General features: G+C 61.0%; 17 protein-coding genes. 9 read left to right on the forward strand and 8 right to left on the reverse strand.

The window, feature by feature from the left end; translation table 11 throughout:
• Window positions 1-23: 23 nt before the first annotated feature.
• From ACYP2Q_RS16040 to ACYP2Q_RS16050, 3 genes are all read right to left on the reverse strand, one after another.
• Window positions 24-752 carry an aspartate/glutamate racemase family protein gene (locus ACYP2Q_RS16040; protein ID WP_459731336.1) on the reverse strand — a complete coding sequence of 243 codons (729 nt, stop codon included), beginning with the start codon at window positions 750-752 and terminating at the stop codon, window positions 24-26.
• Window positions 753-808: 56 nt separating this feature from the next.
• On the reverse strand, window positions 809-2,350 hold the full coding sequence (locus ACYP2Q_RS16045; RefSeq protein ID WP_459731337.1) for an NCS1 family nucleobase:cation symporter-1: 1,542 nt from the start codon (window positions 2,348-2,350) through the stop codon (window positions 809-811).
• A 576-nt stretch (window positions 2,351-2,926) separates the two neighbouring features.
• Window positions 2,927-3,667, reverse strand: a complete 741-nt coding sequence (locus ACYP2Q_RS16050) for a phosphoadenylyl-sulfate reductase (RefSeq protein WP_459731338.1) — start codon at window positions 3,665-3,667, stop codon at window positions 2,927-2,929.
• Window positions 3,668-3,829: 162 nt separating this feature from the next.
• Here ACYP2Q_RS16050 and thrH point away from each other — a divergent pair, with 162 nt between their 5' ends.
• On the forward strand, window positions 3,830-4,447 hold the full coding sequence (gene thrH / locus ACYP2Q_RS16055; protein ID WP_459731340.1) for a bifunctional phosphoserine phosphatase/homoserine phosphotransferase ThrH: 618 nt from the start codon (window positions 3,830-3,832) through the stop codon (window positions 4,445-4,447).
• 118 nt (window positions 4,448-4,565) lie between these two features.
• On the opposite strand, the gene pabB is transcribed toward thrH, so the two are convergent.
• From pabB to rloA, 4 genes are all read right to left on the reverse strand, one after another.
• Window positions 4,566-5,903: an aminodeoxychorismate synthase component I gene (pabB, locus tag ACYP2Q_RS16060; RefSeq protein ID WP_459731341.1), complete on the reverse strand. Its 1,338-nt coding sequence runs from the start codon at window positions 5,901-5,903 to the stop codon at window positions 4,566-4,568.
• 190 nt (window positions 5,904-6,093) lie between these two features.
• Window positions 6,094-7,080 (reverse strand): alpha-L-glutamate ligase-like protein, encoded by a 987-nt coding sequence (locus ACYP2Q_RS16065; RefSeq protein WP_459731343.1) that lies wholly within the window; start codon window positions 7,078-7,080, stop codon window positions 6,094-6,096.
• Complete coding sequence (gene rloB / locus ACYP2Q_RS16070) at window positions 7,080-8,615, reverse strand: osmotic stress tolerance membrane protein RloB (protein WP_459731345.1); 1,536 nt, start codon at window positions 8,613-8,615, stop codon at window positions 7,080-7,082. The genes ACYP2Q_RS16065 and rloB overlap by 1 nt, the downstream gene beginning before the upstream one ends.
• Before the next feature lie 5 nt (window positions 8,616-8,620).
• Entirely contained in the window at window positions 8,621-9,157 is a 537-nt protein-coding gene (gene rloA / locus ACYP2Q_RS16075; RefSeq protein WP_046816176.1) for a retropepsin-like aspartic peptidase RloA, read from the reverse strand.
• A 303-nt stretch (window positions 9,158-9,460) separates the two neighbouring features.
• On the opposite strand from rloA, the gene ACYP2Q_RS16080 reads away from it, so the two are divergent.
• From ACYP2Q_RS16080 to prpD, 6 genes are all read left to right on the forward strand, one after another.
• Window positions 9,461-10,177 (forward strand): GntR family transcriptional regulator, encoded by a 717-nt coding sequence (locus tag ACYP2Q_RS16080; protein ID WP_459731436.1) that lies wholly within the window; start codon window positions 9,461-9,463, stop codon window positions 10,175-10,177.
• A complete protein-coding gene (prpB, locus tag ACYP2Q_RS16085) occupies window positions 10,174-11,064 on the forward strand; it encodes a methylisocitrate lyase (RefSeq protein ID WP_459731346.1) in 891 nt (296 codons plus the stop codon). The genes ACYP2Q_RS16080 and prpB overlap by 4 nt, the downstream gene beginning before the upstream one ends.
• A 155-nt stretch (window positions 11,065-11,219) precedes the next feature.
• The gene (prpC, locus tag ACYP2Q_RS16090) at window positions 11,220-12,347 is read left to right on the forward strand and encodes a bifunctional 2-methylcitrate synthase/citrate synthase (RefSeq protein ID WP_459731347.1); all 1,128 of its coding nucleotides are present in this window, start codon (window positions 11,220-11,222) and stop codon (window positions 12,345-12,347) included.
• Window positions 12,348-12,552: 205 nt separating this feature from the next.
• Window positions 12,553-15,147, forward strand: a complete 2,595-nt coding sequence (acnD, locus tag ACYP2Q_RS16095; RefSeq protein ID WP_459731348.1) for a Fe/S-dependent 2-methylisocitrate dehydratase AcnD — start codon at window positions 12,553-12,555, stop codon at window positions 15,145-15,147.
• Window positions 15,148-15,214: 67 nt separating this feature from the next.
• Window positions 15,215-16,405 (forward strand): 2-methylaconitate cis-trans isomerase PrpF, encoded by a 1,191-nt coding sequence (gene prpF, locus ACYP2Q_RS16100; protein ID WP_459731349.1) that lies wholly within the window; start codon window positions 15,215-15,217, stop codon window positions 16,403-16,405.
• Window positions 16,406-16,570: 165 nt separating this feature from the next.
• Window positions 16,571-18,055: a 2-methylcitrate dehydratase gene (gene prpD / locus ACYP2Q_RS16105; protein WP_459731350.1), complete on the forward strand. Its 1,485-nt coding sequence runs from the start codon at window positions 16,571-16,573 to the stop codon at window positions 18,053-18,055.
• A 118-nt stretch (window positions 18,056-18,173) separates the two neighbouring features.
• On the opposite strand, the gene ppsR is transcribed toward prpD, so the two are convergent.
• On the reverse strand, window positions 18,174-18,992 hold the full coding sequence (gene ppsR / locus ACYP2Q_RS16110) for a posphoenolpyruvate synthetase regulatory kinase/phosphorylase PpsR (protein ID WP_008048584.1): 819 nt from the start codon (window positions 18,990-18,992) through the stop codon (window positions 18,174-18,176).
• Between the two features lie 174 nt (window positions 18,993-19,166).
• On the opposite strand from ppsR, the gene ppsA reads away from it, so the two are divergent.
• Together ppsA and ACYP2Q_RS16120 are read left to right on the forward strand one after the other, a co-directional pair.
• Window positions 19,167-21,542, forward strand: a complete 2,376-nt coding sequence (ppsA, locus tag ACYP2Q_RS16115) for a phosphoenolpyruvate synthase (protein ID WP_459731351.1) — start codon at window positions 19,167-19,169, stop codon at window positions 21,540-21,542.
• Between the two features lie 192 nt (window positions 21,543-21,734).
• Complete coding sequence (locus ACYP2Q_RS16120) at window positions 21,735-22,724, forward strand: alpha/beta fold hydrolase (protein WP_459731352.1); 990 nt, start codon at window positions 21,735-21,737, stop codon at window positions 22,722-22,724.
• The last annotated feature ends 48 nt before the right edge of the window (window positions 22,725-22,772 follow it).

The raw sequence follows: 22,772 nt of genomic DNA on the forward strand, positions 1-22,772 counted from the left end.
TCGCGAGCAGGCTCGCTCCCACACTACCTGCCAAACCGACCCGGCCAGCCAATGATTCGCTTCGGCCGCGGCGTTGCATAAGTGCGCACCTTGGACGTCGACAGCCCCAGCCGCACCAGCGATTCGGCGATGGTCACCGCCGCCGTCACGCCGTCGATCACCGGTACGCCGGTGCGCTGGCGTATCTGCTCGTCCAGCCCGGCCATGCCGCCGCAGCCCAGGCAAATCACTTCGGCCTTGTCCTGGGTTACTGCCAGTTCAGCCTGATGCACGATGGCCTCCAGCGCGCGTTGCGGCTCGTGTTCCAGTTCCAACACCGCCAGGCCGCTGGCCCGCACCGAGGCGCAGCGGTCCCAGAGCCCGGACAGTTTCAGGCGATCTTCGATCAACGGTACGGTGCGGTCGAGGGTGGTGACGACCGAGTAGGCATGACCGAGAAACATCGCGGTGCTCGCGGCCGCATCGGTGATGTCCACCACCGGTACGTTGAGCAATTCCTGCAGGCCTTCGCGGCCGTGTTCGCCGTAGCCGGCTTGAATCACCGCATCGAAGGGCTGGTCGTAGGCCATGACCCGGTCCATCACCGCAATAGCGGCCAGGTAGCTTTCGAAGTTGCCTTCGATCGAGTCGGCGCCGAAATTGGGCGTCAGGCCAACGATCTCAGTGCCGGGCGCGGCCACGGCCTGGGCCGAGCGGGCGATGGCCTGGGTGATCGATTCGGTGGTATTGACGTTGACCACGAGAATGCGCATGGGAAGTCCTTATAACGGGTGGTTCAGCGGCCCGATGCTGCCAGGCCACGAGGGAGTTAATGGCTGACGTTGTCCACGGCGATGGCTTCACCACTGACGTCGGCGTAGTGGGGTTGGCGCTTGGCGATGATCAGGTAGAGCATCCCGGCAATCCCGGCACCAATCAGCCAGGAGAACGGCGACACCAGGTGGAAACCCGGAACCAGCGCCAGGATGATGGCGATCAGCGCGGCGGGAATGAAGGCCGCCACGGCGCGCAGGTTGACCCCGCGGCTGTAGTAATAGGCGCCACTGGGGTCTTCGCTGTACAACTGCGGCACGTTGACCTGGCCTTTTCGCACCAGCCAGTAGTCGACCATGATCACGCCATACAGCGGGCCGAGCAGGGCGCCGAGGCCGGAGAGGAAGTAGACGATCACCAGCGGGCTGTTATAGAGGTTCCACGGCAGGATCAGCACGGCAATGGTCGCGCTGATAAGCCCGGCACGACGGAACGTCAGGTACTTGGGCGCCAGGTTGCTGAGGACAAAGGCCGGGGCGACGAAGTTGGCCATGATGTTGACCGCCACGGTGACGATCAGGAACGCCAGGCAGCCCAGGACCAGGAAGAAGGTGTTGGGGATCGAGGCGATGATCTCGGTCGGGCTTTCAATGATCCGGCCATTGATCTGGAATTGCGCACCACAGAGCAGGACTGTGATGGCGGCGAATACCAGGATGTTTACCGGCAGGCCCCAGAAGTTGCCGACCTTGATGGTCTTGCGGCATGGCGAAGAGCGGGCGAAGTCGCAGAAGTTGAGGATCAGCGTGCCGTAGATCGCCAACCACAACGCCCCGCCGGCAAAGATATTGCGCCACATCTCGCCACCGCTCAGTGGCTCGCGGATCGACCAGGCGATGGTCGCATTGGCCTGCAAGTACATCCAGGCGGCGAGGGACGCGACGGTCAGCAGGATCACCGGTCCTGCAAATCCTTCGTAGCGCCGCACCATTTCCATGCCGTAGGCGAGGATCGCCAGCTGCACGAACCAGATCGAGACGAAACACACCCAACCCAGTGTCGACAGACCGAGGATCGAGTTGTGGTCGTAGTCGGCGAAGCCTGGATGGATGGCGGTCAGCAACACCCGAAAGACCACCGAGGCCAGGTAGGTCTGAATGCCGAACCATGCGATTGCGATGACGGCGCGGATCAATGCGGGAATCTGCGCGCCGTGAATGCCGAAACTGATGCGGCTGATGACCGGAAACGGCACACCGGTTTTCTGGCCCATGTAGCCTGACAGGTTCATGAAGCAGTACACCAGCGCCGCGCCGATGCCCAGCGAAAGAAGTATCTGCCAGCCACCCAGGCCCAGGGCGTAGAGGCCGATGGCAAACGAGTAGTTGGCGATGTTGTGCACATCGTTGGTCCACAACGCGAAGATGCTGTAGCGCCCCCAGCGACGACCTTCCGCCTTGGTCGGCGCCAAGTCCTTGTTGTGCAGGCGTGGGCTGAGCACGACAGGGGATTCAAGTGTTTGCTCAAAAGCGATCTGGGTGGCGTGGGAGGAGGGTAGATCCAGCGCGACATTGTTATTGGAGAGACTTGTACGCATTCCGGCAGGCTCCTGATGCTCGACGCCGCGATGACTGTGCTTGAGCCTTTGCTCGGCAATCTTCGTCGCGGGTGGCGAATATCATTGGTTACGGGGCATCTGCAGCCTGTACGGGATAGGGCGCTTCAGGCTTGCGGATCTGAGTGTGTATGTTTTGGATTGATTGTATACAAAACATGTATGCACTTAAGCGAGATGCGTGCCAGGCGAGAGATATATGAAATGCGCTGCTCATTTCGTTTTGTTATGTATTTCGGCCAAGTGATTGAAAAATTGGAAATGTAAATTGACCGTTTGAACAGGTATTTATTTTTCAGCGGGATTGTTGGGTTTGATTGACTGGGGAAGTCAGGAAAGGAGGATGTAACTTTTTGGGGCGTGGAGATTAAAAGTGCACACATAAATGGCACCTATGGTGACATTCCTGTGTACACATTTTTCGGCTTGGTCACGAATCCTGTAGGAGCAAGCTTGCTCGCGATGGTCGTCAACGATAACGCGGGGTGTCTGATACCCCGCGGCGTTCCAGGGTTCATCGCGAGCAAGCTCGCTCCTACAGGGGGATTTGCAGAGAGATCAGGCTTTGGACTTGCTGATGATATTGCCTGCATGCAATCCGCATTCTTTCTGGGTCGCTTCTTCCCACCACCAGCGACCTTCACGCTCGTGCTGGTTCGGCAGCACCGGGCGCGTGCACGGCTCACAGCCGATGCTGATGAACCCGCGTTCGTGCAGGCTGTTGTACGGCAGTTCGAGCATGCGGATGTAGCCCCAGATTTCCTCGCTGGTCATTTGTGCCAGCGGGTTGAACTTGTACAGGGTGCGGTCCGGGGTGGAGAACGCGGTATCGACTTCCATCACCGCCACGGCGCTGCGCGTGCCGGGGCTCTGGTCGCGGCGCTGGCCGGTGGCCCAGGCCTTCACGCCAGACAGCTTGCGGCGCAGCGGCTCGATCTTGCGGATGCCGCAGCACTCGCCATGGCCGTCCTTATAGAAACTGAACAGGCCTTTTTCCTTCACGAACGGTTCGAGTTTGGTGTAGTCCGGCGACACCAGTTCGATGTCGATCTTGTAGTGCTCGCGCACCTGATCGATGAAGCGGTAGGTCTCGGGGTGCAAGCGGCCGGTGTCGAGGCTGAACACCTTGACGTTCTTGTTCAGTTTCCAGGCCATGTCCACCAGCACCACATCTTCGGCGCCGCTGAAAGATATCCACAGTTCATCGCCAAACTCGGCGAAGGCGAGTTTGAGAATGTCCTGAGCGGATTTGTTGGCATAGGTCGTGGCGAGTTCCACGACGTCGAACGTTGGGCTCATCAGGGCGGCTTCCTACAGGTCGGTGGCGCTTGGCGCTCTATATGGGGCCGATGGTAACAAAAAGCTGCAGGGGACGGGGCGTCCTCTGCGTTGCGCGGTGGGGGAGTTGTCGCTAGAGTTCGGGCTCGCTCGACTCAATAAACAATACCAATGGAGTGTCTTGTGGAAATTGCCTGTCTGGATCTTGAAGGTGTGCTGGTCCCGGAAATCTGGATCGCCTTCGCGGAAAAAACCGGGATCGAATCCCTCAGGGCCACCACTCGGGACATTCCCGACTATGACGTGCTGATGAAGCAGCGCTTGCGGATTCTCGACGAACACGGCCTGAAGCTCGCTGACATCCAGGAAGTGATCGCGACGCTCAAGCCGCTGGACGGTGCTGTCGAGTTCGTCAACTGGTTGCGCGAGCGCTTCCAGGTGGTGATTCTGTCGGACACGTTCTACGAGTTTTCCCAGCCGCTGATGCGTCAGCTGGGCTTCCCGACCTTGCTCTGCCACCGTCTGATCACTGACGATAGCGGGCGCGTTACTGGCTATCAATTGCGTCAGAGAGATCCCAAGCGCCAGTCGGTGCTGGCCTTCAAGAGCCTCTACTACCGGGTGATTGCAGCGGGGGATTCCTACAACGACACCACGATGCTGGGTGAGGCGGATGCCGGGATTCTGTTCCATGCGCCGGACAATGTGATCAGCGAGTTCCCGCAGTTCCCGGCGGTGCACACGTTTGAAGAGCTGAAGCAGGAGTTCATCAACGCGTCCAACCGCACCCTGACCTTGTAAACCCGCCCCCTGTAGGAGCGAGCCTGCTCGCGATGAACCTGAGAGCACCGCAGGGCGTCAGGTTTCCATCGTTATCGTTAACGACCATCGCGAGCAATCGAGCGTCGACCGGCTGCTCCTACAGGTTCTGCAGGGTATCGAGCAGCACCTTCACCTTGGTGATCGATTCCTGATATTCGGCCTGCCACTCGGAATCCGCGACAATCCCGCCGCCGCCCCAGCAGCACACCTGCCCATCCTTGACCAGCAAGCTGCGGATGGCGATGGAGCTGTCCATCTCGCCGCGCACGTCCAGATACAACAATGAACCGCAGTACAAACCGCGTCGGGTCGGTTCCAGCTCGTCGATGATCTGCATCGAGCGGATTTTCGGGGCGCCGGTAATCGAGCCGCCGGGGAAGCTGCCGGCGATCAGGTCCAGCGCATCCCGATCGTCCGCCAGTTCACCGGTCACGCTGCTCACCAGGTGATGCACATTCGGGTAGCTTTCCAGGCTGAACAGCTCGGGCACACGTACCGAGCCGGTGCGGCAGGTGCGGCCGAGGTCGTTGCGCAACAGGTCGACAATCATCAGGTTTTCCGCACGGTCCTTGGGGCTGGCCAGCAGTTCGACGGCGTTCGCCGCGTCTTCGGCTGGGGTGAGGCCCCGTGGGCGCGTGCCTTTGATCGGGCGGGTTTCAACCAGACGCTCGCTGACTTTGACGAAGCGTTCCGGAGACAGGCTCAGTACCGCGCCGCCGTCGGGCAGGCTCTGGAAGCCCGAAAACGGGGTGGGGCACGCCAGTCGCAACGCACAGTACGCCGTCCATGGGTCACCCTGGCAGGGCGCGCGAAAGCGTTGGGCGAAGTTGACCTGATAGCAGTCACCGGCCTGGATGTATTGCTGGATGCGCTCGATCGCCTCGCGATACTGGTCAGCGCTCAGATCGGCATGCATCGGCGCCTGCAACCTGAACGGCTCGCCAGCGTCAGCGGTCGGCTGGCTGAACAGCTCAATCAAACGCTGACGTTCGCTGTCAGCCAGCGTCGGGTGGAACACCAGTTGGCTGGTGGCCTGCTGGTGATCGCTGATCAGCGCCCAGTCGTACAGGCCGAACCGCGCATCCGGCAAATGCAGGTCATCCAGGGCCTGGCTCGGCAGGTTCTCCAGGTGACGGCCGAAGTCGTAGCTCAGGTAGCCGATCAAGCCGCCGGCGAACGGCAGGTCATTGGGTAGTGTCGCTTCGCCCAGTCGTGTCAGATTGTCCCGCAGGCGTTGCAGGAAATCATTGCCACGTTCGTCAGGCGCGACCGTCAGTTGTTCCAGCGGCCAAGCGCTGAGCAGGTCAAAGCGCCCGCGCTCGGCACTGGGGCGGCCGCTGTCGAGCAGCACGGCGCCGGGGGCATGACGAATGGCCGCAAAGTATTCGGCGGGGTTGGCGCGATAGGGCAGCGGGTGTACGGAACAGGTCAGCATGGGCGGGGGAGATCAGCCATCGAGGCGGGGTGGCGATTGTAGACCTCTCGGGGAAATGCTCCTAGAGGCATGTCGGGGACTTGTAGGAGCGAGCTTGCTCGCGATGAACCTGAGAGCAACGCGTACATCCAGGAAGCACGCGTTATCGTTGACGTCCATCGCGAGCAAGCTCGCTCCTGCAAGGAGGGACTCAGCCCTCAACCGGCGGAATATGCCCAAACATCTCCTGCACAAACGCCACTCGCTCTTCAACGCTTTCGCTGACACCACGGGCCTTCAGCGCTTCCAGGCGCGCCTCGACCGCGTGGGTGCGCAACGTCAGGCCGCAGTCATTGGCAATCTGGATGTTCAGCCCTGGCCGGGCGTTGAGCTCGAGGATCAACGGGCCTTTCTCCTGGTCCAGCACCATGTCGACGCCGATGTAGCCCAGCCCGCACAGCTCATAGCAGCCCGCGGCGAGTTTCATGAAGCCGTCCCAGTAGGGCAGCTGCACGCCATCCACCGCGTTGGTGGTGTCCGGGTGCTTGGCGATGATGTTGTTCAGCCAGGTGCCGCGCAGGGTCAGGCCGGTGGCAAGGTCGACGCCGACGCCGATGGCGCCCTGGTGCAGGTTGGCCTTGCCGCCCGACTGACGGGTGGGCAAGCGCAGCATGGCCATCACCGGGTAGCCCATCAGCACGATGATGCGGATGTCCGGCACACCTTCATAGCTGATGCTCTTGAAGATCTGGTCCGGAATCACCCGGTATTCGATCAGTGCCCGGTCGCGGTGCCCGCCGAGGGAGTACAGGCCGGTGAGGATGCTCGAGACATGGTGCTCGATCTCTTCGTGGCTGATGATCTTGCCGGACACCGTGCGATAACGACCCTCGAAACGGTCGGCGATGACAATGATGCCATCGCCCCCGGCGCCCTGGGCCGGCTTGATCACGAAATCGTTGCGCCCATCGATGATCTCGTCGAGCTTGTCGATTTCCTTCTCGGTGGAGATCACGCCATACAGTTGCGGCACATGGATGCCGGCAGCGATGGCGCGCTCCTTGGTGATGATCTTGTCGTCGACGATCGGGTACAGGCTGCGCTTGTTGTACTTGAGCACGTAGTCCGCGTTACGCCGGTTGATGCCCATGATGCCCCGGGCTTCCAGGGCTTTCCAGGTCTTCCAGAAGCCGAACATCAGGCGTCAGCCTTCTTCAGGAAGGCCTTGAAGCGCACCAGCTCGGTCAGGCGGTAGCCACGATAACGACCCATGGCCAGCATGAAGCCCACCAGGATCAGCAGGATCGCCGGGAAGGTGAACACGAAGTACACCAGTTCCGGCACGCTCATGATCAGGTGCGCCAGGGAGGCCGCGAACAGGGTGCCGATCGCCACTTTCATGGCATGGCTGGCGCCGCGTTCTTCCCAGGTGATCGACAGGCGTTCGATGGTCATGGTCAGGATCACCATCGGGAACAATGCCACCGACAGTCCGCGCTCCAGGCCGAGCTTGTGGCTGAACAGGCTGATGGCCGCGATCAATACCACCACGAACGTCAGCACCACCGACAGCCTCGGCAGCATTTGCAGCTTCAGGTGTTCAAGGTAGGAGCGCAGCGACAGCCCCAGGGCGGTGATGATGGTAAACAGCACGATGCCGAAGCCGAGCTGGGTTTCGCGGAAGGCCAGGGCGATCAGCACCGGGGTAAAGGTGCCGAGGGTCTGCAGGCCGATCAGGTTGCGCAGGATCAGGATCACCAGCACGCCGATCGGGATCATCACCATGATCATGAAGGTCTGCTGGGTCTGCAGCGGCAGGCCGTACAGCGAGTATTCGAGGAAGTTGGCGTCGGTGTTTTCGTCGGTCAGCTTGGCCAGGCGAATGGCGTTCATTTCGCTGTTGTTCATGCTGAAGGTCACAGTGGCCTTCTTGCCGCCATCGACGGTGATCAGGTTTTCGTCGCCGGTCCACCACAGCAGGCGGTCAGTCGGCAGGCCCTGTTCGCCGGTCTCCGGGTTGAAGTACAGCCAGTCGGTGCCGTTGAAGCTGCGCAGCCAGAGTTCCGGGGTTTGCGGTTGGTCGGCCACCAGGCGAATGGTATGGACCTTTTCCACCGGGACGTGGGCGATGGACAGCAACAGCTCGACGATCTTCGCCTTGTGCGCCGGAGTCGGGTCGCCGGCCAGGAGCATCTTGGCATTGTCGTCGTTGCTGTTGTTGACCCGCTTGATCGCTTCGCTGATGAAGGTCTCGACGTCGGCCGAGTGCTGGCGAATCGGCGCCAGCAGCGCTTCGGCGGCGAGTTTCTCCGGACCTTCCAGGGCAATGCTGTCGCGGAAGGTCGGACCCTTGACCTTGGCTTTTTCGGCGGTGTAGCGCTTGGTCAGCACCAGGCGGTAATAAAGAGTCTGGTTGCCTTTGGCCCGGCGCGCCGACCAGGTGACCTTGCGGTTGCCGTCGACACGGTTCACGGCCACGCCGTAGTTATTGGAGATGAAGCTTTCGTTGAGGCTCACGTAATCGCGGCTCAGCGGTGGCACGAACATCTGGATCTTGACCGGGTCCTTGGCACTGGCGACGAACTCGACCTTGGCGTCGATGTTCCACAAGTCGTCGGTGGCGTCTTCCGTCACGGGAATGCCGAGCACGAAGATCTGGTAGGCCGTGACTGAAATGCCCAGCACCACCAGGATGGCGATCAGCATTTTCAGATGAAGGGTAAGAGAGCGCATTTGAATTACTCGGCGGTATGAGCGTCGGTGGCGCAGGCGGGTTTGCCGGCAGCGTATTTAAGACTGGGATCGACCAGCGCATCGAAGCGTTTGAGCGCTTCGGAGCCGATCAGGAGCGGATATTGGAACGCGCTACGGTCGGTCAGGTTCACTTCGATGCTGCGTAAAGCCGAACCCATGCAGATATCCAGCTCGATCACCGGGCGGGCGGTGTACTTCTTGCCTTCTTCCGGATCGTAGTCACCGGCCCGGCGCTTGATCTTGCTGACACGGGCCAGCGGTCGTTCGATCGGGTGCGAATGGGCCGCGTCGATGGCCAGGTAGAAGCGCACCCAGGACTCGCCATTGCGTTTGAAACGCTTGATGTCGCGGGCACTCAGGGACGCGGTTTTCGCGCCGGTATCGAGTTTGGCGGCCACTTCGAGGTCGATACCGCCCAGCGATGCGTATTCATTGAGGCCATAGACGGTCTTTTCCCCCGCCACTGCAAAACCGGGCAGGCAAAGACAATAAAGGAGTGTGGAGAAGGGCTTGAGTCTCATAAATCCTGGTGCGCAGCGGTGCGTATTTCGGTTCAAGGCCCTGGCATCGCTGCGCAAGCTCCCTCGTAGGCCTATCAGCTATTTATGACAAGCCGTGCAGATGTGACAGACAAATGCGGGCGGCATTCTAGCACGGTGGGTTTATGGCGCCACCGCTGGGGGGCGGCTATAAACAGAGGGCTCTGCTTGGTTATGGTGCAGTCGGTTATTAGACGATTGTCGACAATGTCGAATTATCCTTTGACTGGCGCGCCTGTTTTGGTTAGTTTTTGCGGCACTGGCTTTCAAGGTGTCGACAATATGTTGGATCAACTGGATCCCCCGCTCATCGTTCAAGACGACTCGGAAACACTTTCCGAGAACGTCTTCCGGCGTATTCAGGCGGCCATCGTCAAGGGCGATATCGCCCCGGGCAGCAAAATCTCCGAGCCGGAGCTGGCCCGCACCTATGGCATCAGCCGTGGCCCGCTGCGCGAGGCCATCCACCGTCTGGAAGGCCAGCGCCTGCTGGTGCGCGTGCCGCACGTCGGGGCGCGGGTGGTGTCGCTCGATCATGCCGAGTTGGTCGAGCTCTACGAAATCCGCGAATCCCTTGAAGGCATGGCCTGTCGTCTGGCCGCCGAGCGCATGAGCGTCGAAGAAATCGACGAACTGCGCCGCGTCCTCGAAACCCACGAGCGCGACGAGGCCTTCCAGGCAGGTCGCGGTTACTACCAGCAGGAAGGCGATTTCGACTTCCACTACCGGATTATCCAGGGCAGCGGCAACCGCACCCTGACGCAAATGCTCTGCGGCGAGCTGTATCAATTGGTGCGCATGTACCGGATGAAATTTTCCAGCACGCCCAATCGCCCACACCAGGCGTTCGCAGAGCACCACCGAATTCTCGATGCCATCGCCGACCGTGACGGTGAACTGGCCGAGTTGTTGATGCGCCGTCACATCGGCGCCTCCAAACGCAACATCGCCCGTCATTACCAGGACGGCGCCAACCCGACAGCCAAACGAGGTGAGTCATGAGTTTGAACAAGAGCACTCCAGGCCAGCGTTTCCGCGATGCGGTCGCCAGTGAGCATCCATTGCAAGTGGTCGGCGCGATCAACGCCAACCATGCGCTGCTGGCCAAGCGCGCCGGTTTCAAGGCGATCTACCTGTCGGGTGGCGGGGTGGCTGCCGGCTCCCTCGGCCTGCCGGACCTGGGCATCACCGGCCTGGATGACGTGCTGACCGACGTGCGTCGCATCACCGACGTTTGCGACCTGCCACTGCTGGTGGACGTGGACACCGGTTTCGGTTCTTCGGCCTTCAACGTTGCCCGTACCGTGAAGTCGATGATCAAGTTCGGCGCGGCGGCGATTCACATCGAGGACCAGGTTGGCGCCAAGCGTTGCGGCCACCGTCCTAATAAAGAGATCGTGACCCAGCAGGAAATGGTCGATCGCATCAAGGCGGCGGTCGATGCCCGTACCGACGACAGCTTCGTGATCATGGCCCGCACCGACGCCCTGGCGGTGGAAGGCCTGGAATCTGCCCTGGATCGTGCCGCTGCCTGCATCGAAGCTGGCGCCGACATGATTTTCCCGGAAGCCATCACCGAGCTGGAAATGTACAAGCTGTTCGCCAGCCGTGTGAAAGCGCCGATCCTGGCCAACATCACCGAATTCGGCGCGACGCCGCTGTACACCACCGAGCAACTCGCCGCTGTCGACGTGTCGCTGGTGCTGTACCCGCTGTCGGCCTTCCGCGCCATGAACAAGGCCGCGGAAAACGTCTACAACGCGCTGCGCCGCGATGGCACGCAGGCGAATGTCATCGACACCATGCAGACCCGCATGGAGCTTTACGATCGCATCGACTACCACACCTTCGAGCAGAAGCTCGATGCGTTGTTCGCCGCGAAGAAATAATCAAACCCTGTACATGTAGGAGCGAGCTTGCTCGCGATGGACGTCAACGATTACGTGGTGTCCCTGATGCGCCGAGGTGTGCCGTCCACCTTCGCGAGCAAGCTCGCTCCTACAAGTTTCCCTGACAAATTCAAGAAGAATTGGAGACAGCACAAATGGCCGAAGCAAAAGTACTCAGTGGCGCCGGGCTCCGTGGCCAGGTTGCCGGGCAAACCGCACTGTCCACCGTGGGCCAGTCGGGTGCCGGTCTGACCTATCGTGGTTATGACGTTCGTGAACTGGCGGCTGACGCACAGTTCGAAGAAGTGGCCTACCTGCTGCTGTACGGCGAACTGCCGAGCAAGGCGCAACTGAACGCCTACATCACCAAGCTGAGCAAGCTGCGTGACCTGCCGCAAGCGCTGAAAGAAGTGCTGGAACGCATCCCTGCCGACGCCCACCCGATGGACGTGATGCGCACCGGCTGCTCGTTCCTGGGCAACCTGGAGCCGGAGAACGACTTCTGCGAGCAACACGACAAGACTGACCGCCTGCTGGCTGCTTTCCCGGCGATCATGACCTACTGGTACCGCTTCAGCCACGAAGGCAAGCGCATCGAATGCGTGAGCGACGAGCAGTCTATCGGTGGTCACTTCCTGCACTTGCTGCACGGCAAGAAGCCGAGCGAGCTGCACGTCAAGGTGATGAACGTTTCGCTGATCCTCTACGCGGAGCACGAATTCAACGCCTCGACCTTCACCGCCCGTGTGTGCGCGTCGACCCTGTCCGACCTGTATTCGTGCATCACCGCGGCCATCGGTTCGCTGCGTGGTCCGCTGCACGGCGGCGCCAACGAAGCGGCGATGGAAATGATCGAGCGTTTCTCGTCGCCTGAAGACGCGATCAAGGGCACCCTCGGCATGCTCGAGCGCAAGGACAAGATCATGGGCTTCGGCCACGCGATCTATAAGGACAACGATCCGCGTAACGAGGTGATCAAGGCCTGGTCGAAAAAACTCGCCGACGAAGTGGGTGACAAGGTGTTGTTCCCGGTTTCCGAAGCCATCGACAAGACCATGTGGGAGCAGAAGAAACTGTTCCCGAACGCCGACTTCTACCATGCCTCGGCGTACCACTTCATGGGCATCCCGACCAAGTTGTTCACACCGATCTTCGTCTGCTCGCGCCTGACCGGCTGGGCGGCCCACGTGTACGAACAACGCGCCAACAACCGCATCATCCGCCCGAGCGCCGAATACACCGGCGTCGAACAGCGCAAGTTCGTGCCAATCGAACAACGCTGAATGGTGGGAATGCCTGCACAGGTCACTGAATGAACCGGTGACCCTGTAGGTGCTGGCTTGCCAGCGAAGACGGTTTGTCATCCAACATCTTCGTTGATTGACCCACCGCAATCGCTGGCAAGCCAGCTCCTACAGAGGTCCGTGTTGAATTCGGGAGCTGTGCCAGGCCCCACCCTTTGTAACTACCGTGACCCGAGTCCTGACGATGAACACTGAATTCCGTAAAACGCTGCCCGGCAGCCACCTGGATTACTTCGACGTCCGCGCGGCGGTCGAGGCCATCCAGCCCGGCGCCTATGACACCCTGCCGTACACCTCCCGCGTGCTGGCGGAAAACCTGGTGCGTCGCTGCGACCCGGCCACGCTGACCGAATCCCTCAAGCAATTCATCGAGCGCAAGCGCGACCTCGATTTCCCGTGGTTCCCGGCCCGTGTGGTGTGCCACGACATTCTCGGCCAGACCGCGCTGGTCGACCTCGCCGGCCTGCGTGACGCCATCGCCCTGCAAGGCGGCGATCCTGCGCAAGTGAACCCGGTGGTGCCGACGCAACTGATCGTCGACCACTCCCTGGCCGTCGAGCGCGGTGGTTTCGATCCGGAGGCGTTCGAGAAGAACCGCGCCATTGAAGACCGTCGCAACGAAGACCGTTTCCACTTCATCAACTGGACCAAGAAGGCGTTCAAGAACGTCGACGTGATTCCGCCGGGCAACGGCATCATGCACCAGATCAACCTGGAGAAAATGTCTCCGGTGATCCAGGTACGTGACGGCGTGGCATTCCCTGACACCTGCGTCGGCACCGACAGCCACACCCCGCACGTCGATGCGCTGGGCGTGATCGCCATCGGCGTTGGCGGCCTGGAAGCCGAAAGCGTGATGCTGGGCCGTGCCTCCTGGATGCGCCTGCCGGAAAGCGTCGGCGTCGAGCTCACCGGCAAGCTGCAACCGGGCATCACCGCCACCGACATGGTGCTGGCGCTGACCGAGTTCCTGCGCAAGCAAAAAGTGGTTGGCGCATGGCTGGAGTTCTTCGGTGAAGGCGCCGCGGCGCTGACCCTGGGTGACCGCGCAACCATCTCCAACATGGCCCCGGAATACGGCGCCACCGCGGCGATGTTCTACATCGACCAGCAGACCATCGACTACCTCAAGCTCACCGGTCGTGAAGACGAGCAGGTGCAGCTGGTCGAGAACTACGCGAAGACCACCGGCCTGTGGGCAGACAGCCTCAAAGGCGCGCAGTACGAGCGCGGCCTGACCTTCGACCTGTCTTCGGTAGTGCGCAACATGGCCGGCCCGAGCAACCCGCACGCCCGTGTCGCGGTGTCGGACCTGGCTGCCAAAGGCATCTCCGGTCAGTGGGACGATGTGCCGGGGCAAATGCCGGACGGCGCGGTGATCATCGCCGCCATCACCAGTTGCACCAACACCAGCAACCCGCGCAACGTGATCGCCGCCGGCCTGCTGGCACGCAATGCCAACAAGCTCGGCCTGACCCGCAAGCCGTGGGTCAAGTCGTCCCTGGCACCGGGCTCGAAAACCGTGGCCCTGTACCTCGACGAAGCCGGCCTGACCGATGAGCTGGAACAGCTCGGTTTCGGCGTCGTGGCCTTCGCCTGCACCACCTGCAACGGCATGTCCGGCGCGCTGGACCCGGTGATCCAGCAAGAGATCATCGACCGCGACCTGTACGCCACGGCGGTACTGTCCGGTAACCGTAACTTCGACGGGCGGATTCACCCGTACGCCAAGCAGGCGTTCCTCGCTTCGCCGCCTCTGGTCGTCGCCTACGCGATCGCCGGTACCATCCGTTTCGATATCGAGAAGGATGTGCTGGGCGTGGTCGACGGCAAGGAAATCCGCCTGAAGGACATCTGGCCGAGCGACGAAGAAATCGACGCCGTAGTGAAAGCCTCGGTGAAGCCGGAGCAGTTCCGCCAGGTCTACATCCCGATGTTCGCCATCCACGAAGACACAGGTCCCAAAGTCGCGCCGCTGTACGACTGGCGCGAGATGAGTACCTACATTCGCCGTCCGCCGTACTGGGAAGGCGCACTGGCCGGCGCGCGTCCGCTCAAGGGCATGCGCCCGCTGGCGGTACTGCCGGACAACATCACCACCGACCACCTGTCGCCATCCAACGCGATCATGATGGACAGCGCCGCCGGCGAATACCTGGCGAAAATGGGCCTGCCGGAAGAGGACTTCAACTCCTACGCGACTCATAGGGGCGACCATTTGACTGCACAACGCGCAACCTTCGCCAACCCGAAACTGTTCAACGAAATGGTTCAGGAAAACGGCAAGGTCAAGCAGGGTTCCCTGGCCCGCGTCGAGCCGGAAGGCAAAGTGATGCGCATGTGGGAAGCCATCGAGACCTACATGGATCGCAAGCAGCCGCTGATCATTATCGCCGGTGCCGACTACGGTCAGGGTTCGTCCCGCGACTGGGCAGCGAAGGGCGTGCGCCTGGCCGGCGTGGAAGCGATTGCTGCCGAAGGCTTCGAGCGCATCCACCGCACCAACCTGGTGGGCATGGGCGTGTTGCCGCTGGAGTTCAAGCCGGGCACCAACCGTCACACCCTGGCCATCGACGGCAGTGAAACCTACGACGTTATCGGCGACCGCACCCCGCGTGCCGAGCTGACCCTGGTGATCCATCGCAAGAACGGCGAGCGCGTCGATGTGCCGGTAACCTGCCGCCTCGACACCGCTGAAGAAGTGTCGATCTACGAGGCTGGCGGCGTGTTGCAACGCTTCGCCCAGGACTTCCTCGAAGAATCGGCGGTAGCCGTTTAACACTTGCTGCGCCGACACGGGACTTTGAGTCCCGTGTCTGTTTTCTAGCTAAGGAGTAAGCAACACCATGGCTCATGCACCGCAAATCAAAATTCCCGCTACTTACATGCGCGGCGGCACCAGCAAAGGCGTGTTCTTCAGCCTGAAAGATCTGCCTGAATCAGCACAGGTTCCAGGCCCGGCCCGAGATGCGCTGTTGCTGCGCGTGATCGGCAGCCCCGACCCGTACGACAAGCAGATCGACGGCATGGGCGGCGCGACGTCCAGCACCAGCAAAACCGTGATCCTGTCGAAAAGCATCAAGGCCGATCACGACGTCGATTACCTGTTCGGTCAGGTGTCGATCGACAAGCCATTCGTCGACTGGAGCGGCAACTGCGGCAACCTGACCGCGGCGGTCGGTTCGTTCGCCGTCAGCAACGGCCTGGTGGACGCCAGCCGCATCCCGCACAACGGCATTGCCGTGGTCCGCGTGTGGCAAGCCAACATTGGCAAGACCATCATCGCCCACGTGCCGATCACCAACGGCGAAGTGCAGGAAACCGGCGATTTCGAACTCGACGGCGTGACCTTCCCGGCGGCGGAAGTGCAGGTCGAATTCCTCGACCCGGCAGCGGAAGAGGAGGGTGGTGGCGGTTCGATGTTCCCTACCGGCAACCTGGTCGATGACCTGGAAGTGCCTGGCGTAGGGACCTTCAAGGCCACCATGATCAACGCCGGTATCCCGACCATCTTCGTCAATGCCGAAGACATCGGCTACAAGGGCACCGAGTTGCAAGGCGCGATCAACGGCGATCCGAAAGCGTTGCTGATGTTCGAAACCATCCGTGCCTACGGCGCACTGCGCATGGGCCTGATATCCAACGTCGACGAAGCGGCCAAGCGTCAGCACACGCCGAAAGTGGCGTTCGTGGCCAAGCCTGCGGACTACGTGTCGTCCAGTGGTAAAACGGTAGCGGCGGGCGATGTCGACCTGCTGGTACGTGCACTGTCCATGGGCAAGTTGCACCACGCGATGATGGGCACGGCGGCTGTCGCCATCGGCACCGCGGCAGCGATTTCCGGCACCTTGGTCAACCTTGCAGCGGGCGGTGTCGAACGCAACGCGGTGCGCTTCGGTCACCCGTCGGGCACCCTGCGCGTTGGAGCTGAAGCCAGCCAGGTCAACGGCGAATGGACCGTGAACAAGGCCATCATGAGCCGTAGTGCACGGGTGTTGATGGAAGGTTTCGTTCGCGTACCGGGTGACTCCTTCTAACCGCAACAGCCCCTGTAGGAGCCCGGCTTGCCGGCGATGGCGTCCTTGAAATCGCCATCGCCTGTAGGAGCTGGCTTGCCAGCGAAGAGGCCGTCAAATTCAACATCATTGTTATGTATGACACCGCTTTCGCTGGCAAGCCAGCTCCACACAGGTGAATCGAACATGAGCGCCAACGTCGACCTCAACAACCGCCCCGACTACGACCAGGTCCTGCAGGACATTGCCGATTACGTCCTGAACTACAAGATCGAGTCCCGGGAAGCCCTCGACACTGCCCGCAATTGCCTGATGGATACCCTCGGCTGCGGCCTGCTGGCCCTGCGTTTCCCGGAATGCACCAAGCACCTGGGGCCCATGGTCGAAGGCACCGTCGTGCCGTTTGGCGCCCGAGTGCCAGGCACCAGTTACCGACTCGACCCGGTCAAGGCCGCGTGGGACATTGGGTGTATTGTGCGCTGGCTTGATTACAACGACACCTGGCTCGCGGCTGAATGGGGCCATCCGTCGGATAACCTCGGTGGCATTCTCGCGGTGGCTGACCACCTGTCGCAAAAGCGTCTTGCCAATGGTGAGGCGCCGCTGACCGTGCGCACGGTGCTTGAAGCGATGATCATGGCCCATGAGATCCAGGGCGTGATCGCGTTGGAAAACTCCTTCAACCGTGTCGGCCTCGACCACGTCATCCTGGTGAAAGTCGCCTCCACCGCGGTCACCGCCAAACTCATGGGCGCCAATCGTGAGCAGTTGCTCTCGGCGTTGTCCCATGCGTTCGCTGACGGCCAGGCATTGCGAACCTATCGCCATGCGCCGAATGCCGGCTCGCGCAAATCCTGGGCGGCGGGGGATGCCTCCAGTCGTGGTGTGCGCCTGGCAGACATCGCCATGCGTGGCGAGACGGGCATTCCAGGCGTGTTGAGTGCCAGGCAATGGGGCTTTTACGACGTGCTGTTCAGTCACACCAACAACGACCTTGCGCTCAAGCCGCAAGACCTGCGTGGGTTCAGCTTCGCGCGGCCTTACGGCAGTTATGTAATGGAAAACGTGCTGTTCAAGATCAGTTTTCCCGCCGAGTTCCACGCGCAAACGGCCTGTGAAGCCGCGGTGACCCTGCACCCGCAGGTGCGCAATCGCCTGCATGAAATCGATCGGATCGTCATCACCACCCAACAATCGGCGATCCGCATCATTTCCAAGGTCGGCCCGCTGGCCAATGCCGCCGACCGCGATCACTGCATTCAGTACATGGCAGCGGTGCCACTAGCGTTCGGCAACCTGGTGGCCGAGCACTACGAAGATGATTTTCACAGGGCGCATCCGATCATTGATGTGCTGCGCGACAAGATGGTCATTGTCGAAGATCCGCGTTTCACCCGCGAATACCTGGAGGCCGACAAGCGCTCGATCGCCAATGCCATCCAGGTGTTTTTCAAGGATGGGTCCAGCACCGAGAACGTGGTGGTGGAGTATCCGATCGGTCATCGTCGGCGCCGCGGCGAGGGCATTCCGTTGTTGGAGGACAAGTTCAGGGCGAACCTGCTGACCCGATTCACGGGGCAGCGTAGCGAGGAGATTTTTGCGTTGTGCAAGGATCAGGCGGGGCTTGAGGCGACAGCGGTGAACCGGTTTGTGGATCTGTTTGTTATCTAGGAGACCGCGTTATCGTTCAATCGCCAGCAGGCTGGCTCCCACAGTTGATTTGTATTCACCGCAGATCAACTGTGGGAGCCAGCCTGCTGGCGATGAGGCCAGAACAGGCAATAGAGAATTATTTGAAGCGCCGCTCCACACCTTTCTCCACAAGAATCTTCGCGGAGATCTCTTCCACGGAAAAATGCGTGGAGTTGATATTCGGAATGTTCTCGCGGCGGAACAGGTTTTCCACCTCGCGCACTTCGAACTCGCACTGGGCGTAGCTCGAATAGCGGCTGTTGGGCTTGCGCTCGTTGCGGATCGCGGTGAGGCGGTCCGGGTCGATGGTCAGGCCGAACAGCTTGTGCTGGTGGGCACGCAGGGCGCTTGGCAATTGCAGGCGCTCCATGTCGTCTTCGGTCAGCGGGTAGTTGGCCGCGCGGATGCCGAATTGCATGGCCATGTACAGGCAGGTGGGGGTCTTGCCGCAGCGCGATACGCCGACCAGGATCAGGTCGGCCTTGTCGTAATAATGCGTGCGGGCACCGTCGTCGTTGTCGAGGGCGAAGTTCACCGCCTCGATACGCTCCATGTAATTGGTGTTGGCACCGATGGAGTGGGATTTGCCCACGGTGTATGAAGAATGCTCGGTCAGTTCCTGTTCAAGGGGCGCCAGGAAGGTCGAGAAAATGTCGATCATGAAACCATTGGAAGTCGCGAGGATCTCACGAATGTCCTGATTGACGATGGTGTCGAAGATAATCGGACGGAAGCCGTCGGTTTCGGCGGCTTTGTTGATTTGTTGTACCATGGCCCGCGCTTTGTCCACGTTGTCGATGTACGGCCGCGTGACTTTGCTGAAGGTAATGTTTTCGAACTGCGCCAAAAGGCTTTGGCCGAGGGTTTCGGCGGTAATGCCCGTGCCATCGGAGATAAAGAAAGCAGATCGTTTCATTTGCACCTTGGGCCTTAAGCTAGTGACGAATCTTGGATATGATAGGCGCGATTTGCCGGCCGCCATTGGCCCGCATTCTCACTTATTTTCCAGGTCCAGGCCATATAGCCGGTAAATGCACATTTAAGCAGCCGGTTTCTGAGCTTTTCCAACACAGTTAGTGGAGAGATCACCTTGGTAGAGTACGTAGTTTCCCTCGACAAGCTCGGCAAAGACGACGTTGAGCACGTGGGGGGCAAGAACGCATCCCTGGGCGAGATGATCAGCAACCTTGCGGGTGCCGGTGTATCGGTACCCGGTGGCTTCGCCACGACCGCTCAGGCATATCGTGATTTCCTCGAACTGAGCGGCCTGAACCAGCAGATTCATGACGCCCTGGATGCCCTGGACGTCGACGACGTGAATGCCCTGGCCAAGACCGGCGCCCAGATCCGCCAATGGATCATGGAAGCCGAGTTCCCGGAAAAACTGAATGCCGAGATCCGCACGGCGTTCGCCACGCTGTCCGCCGGCAACCCTGACGTGGCCGTGGCCGTGCGCTCTTCCGCTACCGCCGAAGACCTGCCCGATGCCTCCTTCGCCGGTCAGCAGGAAACCTTCCTGAACATCCGTGGTGTCGAAAACGTCATTCGTGCCGCCAAAGAGGTGTTCGCTTCCCTGTTCAACGATCGCGCCATTTCCTACCGCGTACACCAGGGCTTCGACCACAAGCTGGTCGCCCTGTCGGCTGGCGTGCAGCGCATGGTCCGCTCCGAAACCGGCACCGCCGGCGTGATGTTCACCCTCGATACCGAGTCGGGCTTCCGTGACGTGGTGTTCATCACCGGCGCATACGGCCTGGGTGAAACCGTCGTGCAAGGCGCGGTGAATCCGGATGAGTTCTACGTCCACAAAGGCACGCTGGCTGCCGGTCGCCCGGCGATCCTGCGCCGCAACCTGGGCAGCAAGGCTATCAAGATGATCTACGGCGACGAGGCCAAGGCTGGTCGTTCGGTCAAGACCGTCGACGTCGACAAGGCCGAACGCGCGCGTTTCTGCCTGACCGACGCCGAAGTCAGCGAGCTGGCCAAGCAGGCGATGATCATCGAGAAGCACTACAAGTGCCCGATGGACATCGAATGGGCCAAGGACGGTGACGACGGCAAGCTGTACATCGTGCAGGCCCGTCCTGAAACCGTGAAAAGCCGTACCCAGGCCAACGTCATGGAACGTTACCTGTTGAAAGAAACCGGCACCGTGCTGGTCGAAGGCCGTGCCATTGGCCAGCGCATCGGCGCCGGCAAGGTCCGCATCATCAAGGACGTGTCCGAGATGGACAAGGTCCAGCCAGGCGACGTACTGGTGTCCGACATGACTGACCCGGACTGGGAACCGGTCATGAAGCGCGCCAGCGCCATCGTCACCAACCGTGGCGGTCGTACCTGCCACGCGGCGATCATCGCCCGTGAGCTGGGCATTCCGGCCGTGGTCGGTTGCGGCAACGCCACCCAGCTGTTGAAAGACGGCCAGGGCGTGACCGTTTCCTGCGCTGAAGGCGACACCGGTTTCATCTTCGAAGGCGAACTGGGCTTCGACATCAAGAAGAACTCCGTTGACGCCATGCCGGACCTGCCGTTCAAGATCATGATGAACGTCGGCAACCCGGACCGCGCATTCGATTTCGCACAGCTGCCGAACGCTGGTGTGGGCCTGGCCCGCCTGGAATTCATCATCAACCGCATGATCGGCGTGCACCCGAAAGCCCTGCTGAACTACGACGGCCTGCCACAGGACATCAAGGAAAGCGTCGACAAGCGCATCGCCGGTTACAGTGATCCGGTCGACTTCTACGTCGACAAACTGGTCGAAGGCATCAGCACCCTGGCGGCAGCGTTCACGCCGAAAAAGGTCATCGTGCGCCTGTCGGACTTCAAGTCCAACGAATACGCCAACCTGATCGGCGGCAAGCTCTACGAGCCGGAAGAAGAGAACCCGATGCTCGGCTTCCGCGGCGCTTCGCGTTACATCAGCGAATCGTTCCGTGACTGCTTCGAACTCGAATGCCGCGCCCTCAAGCGCGTGCGCAACGAGATGGGCCTGACCAACGTCGAAATCATGGTGCCGTTCGTCCGTACCCTGGGCGAAGCCAGCCAAGTGATCGACCTGCTGGCCGAAAACGGCCTGGCCCGCGGCGACAACGGTCTGCGCATCATCATGATGTGCGAACTGCCGTCCAACGCGATCCTGGCTGAAGAGTTCCTCGAGTTCTTCGACGGCTTCTCCATCGGCTCCAACGACCTGACCCAGCTCACCCTGGGCCTGGACCGTGACTCCGGGATCATCGCGCACCTGTTCGATGAGCGTAACCCGGCGGTCAAGAAGCTGCTGGCCAACGCCATTGCTGCCTGCAACAAGGCTGGCAAATACATCGGCATCTGCGGCCAGGGTCCTTCGGACCACCCGGACCTGGCCAAGTGGCTGATGGAGCAGGGCATCGAAAGCGTTTCGTTGAACCCCGATTCCGTACTGGAAACCTGGTTCTTCCTGGCTGAGGGTCAGGCGCAGGCCTGATCCGGTGTGAACGGGCCGCTCCCCCTGTAGGAGCGAGCTCGCTCGCGATGGACGTCAACGATAACGCGTGTTTGCTGGATGAACGCGTTGTCCCGGAGTCCATCGCGAGCAAGCTCGCTCCGACAGGGGCGGCCGTTTTGATTCAAGTAGGGCGGGCTCCTCCGGATGCCGCCCTTTTTTGTGCAAGAGATTATGCAAAGCAGCAGCAACCTGTTTCCTGTCGCTCTGATCAGCGCCGAGCGGCGCGGCGATCTGAGCGAAGACGTCTACCGGTTGAAACCCGGTAACAGCCCCGACGGCACCGTAGAACTGGCGGTGACGCGCCTCGGCATGGCTGATGAACCCGCATCGCGTGGCGTGCCGGTCATCTTGTTGCACGGCAGCTTTTCCAATCGACGTTTCTGGTTCTCCCCCAAGGGGCTGGGCCTGGGTGCCTATCTGACACGCCTGGGGTTCGATGTCTGGATCGCCGAAATGCGCGGTCACGGCCTGTCCCAGCGCAACCAGAACTATCGCAAGAACCGTGTTGCCGACTACGCGCGATACGATCTGCCAGCCATTGGCGCCTTCGTGCGCGAGCAAAGCGGCCAAGTCCCGCACTGGATCGGCCATTCGCTGGGCGGCATTACCTTGGCGGCCGCGCTGGGTGGCGAATACATTGGCGAACCGGTGGTTGCGTCCGCGGCGTTTTTTGGCACGCAAGTCAGCCGCACTTACTGGCCGTTGAAGATTCCACCAGTGGAATGGAGCGGTCGTTTCATCCTCAAGCGTTTTGCCCAGCTGTCCGGTTCACGGCTCAAGCGTGGCCCCGAGGACGAGCCGATCGGCCTGGCCCTGGAAAGCATGCGCTGGTACGGCCTGTTTGGGCGCTTTGGCGATGCAGACAAGGACTGGTGGGCGGGCCTGGCCGAGGTCAGGATGCCGGTGCTGGCGGTGAGTGCCGCAGGCGATCATCAGGACCCGGCCTGGGCGTGCCGCAAGTTGTTCGATCAGGTAGGTTCCGAGCACAAGCAATTTATCAACCTGGGACGCGAGCAGGGTTTTGCCGATAATTTCGGTCATGTGGAAATGTTGGTCAGCAAAGCCGCCCAGGCTGAAGTCTGGCCCTTGGTAGCGCGCTGGCTGACGGATCAGCACACGCCGTTGCTCGGTGATCAAGCGGATTTGGCCACGGCGATCTAAGCTGGACGCTCTATCAAGGGCATTTCGCTCTGGTCGGCTTGCGGCTAA

The organism is Pseudomonas sp. MHK4 (genome assembly GCF_054600775.1).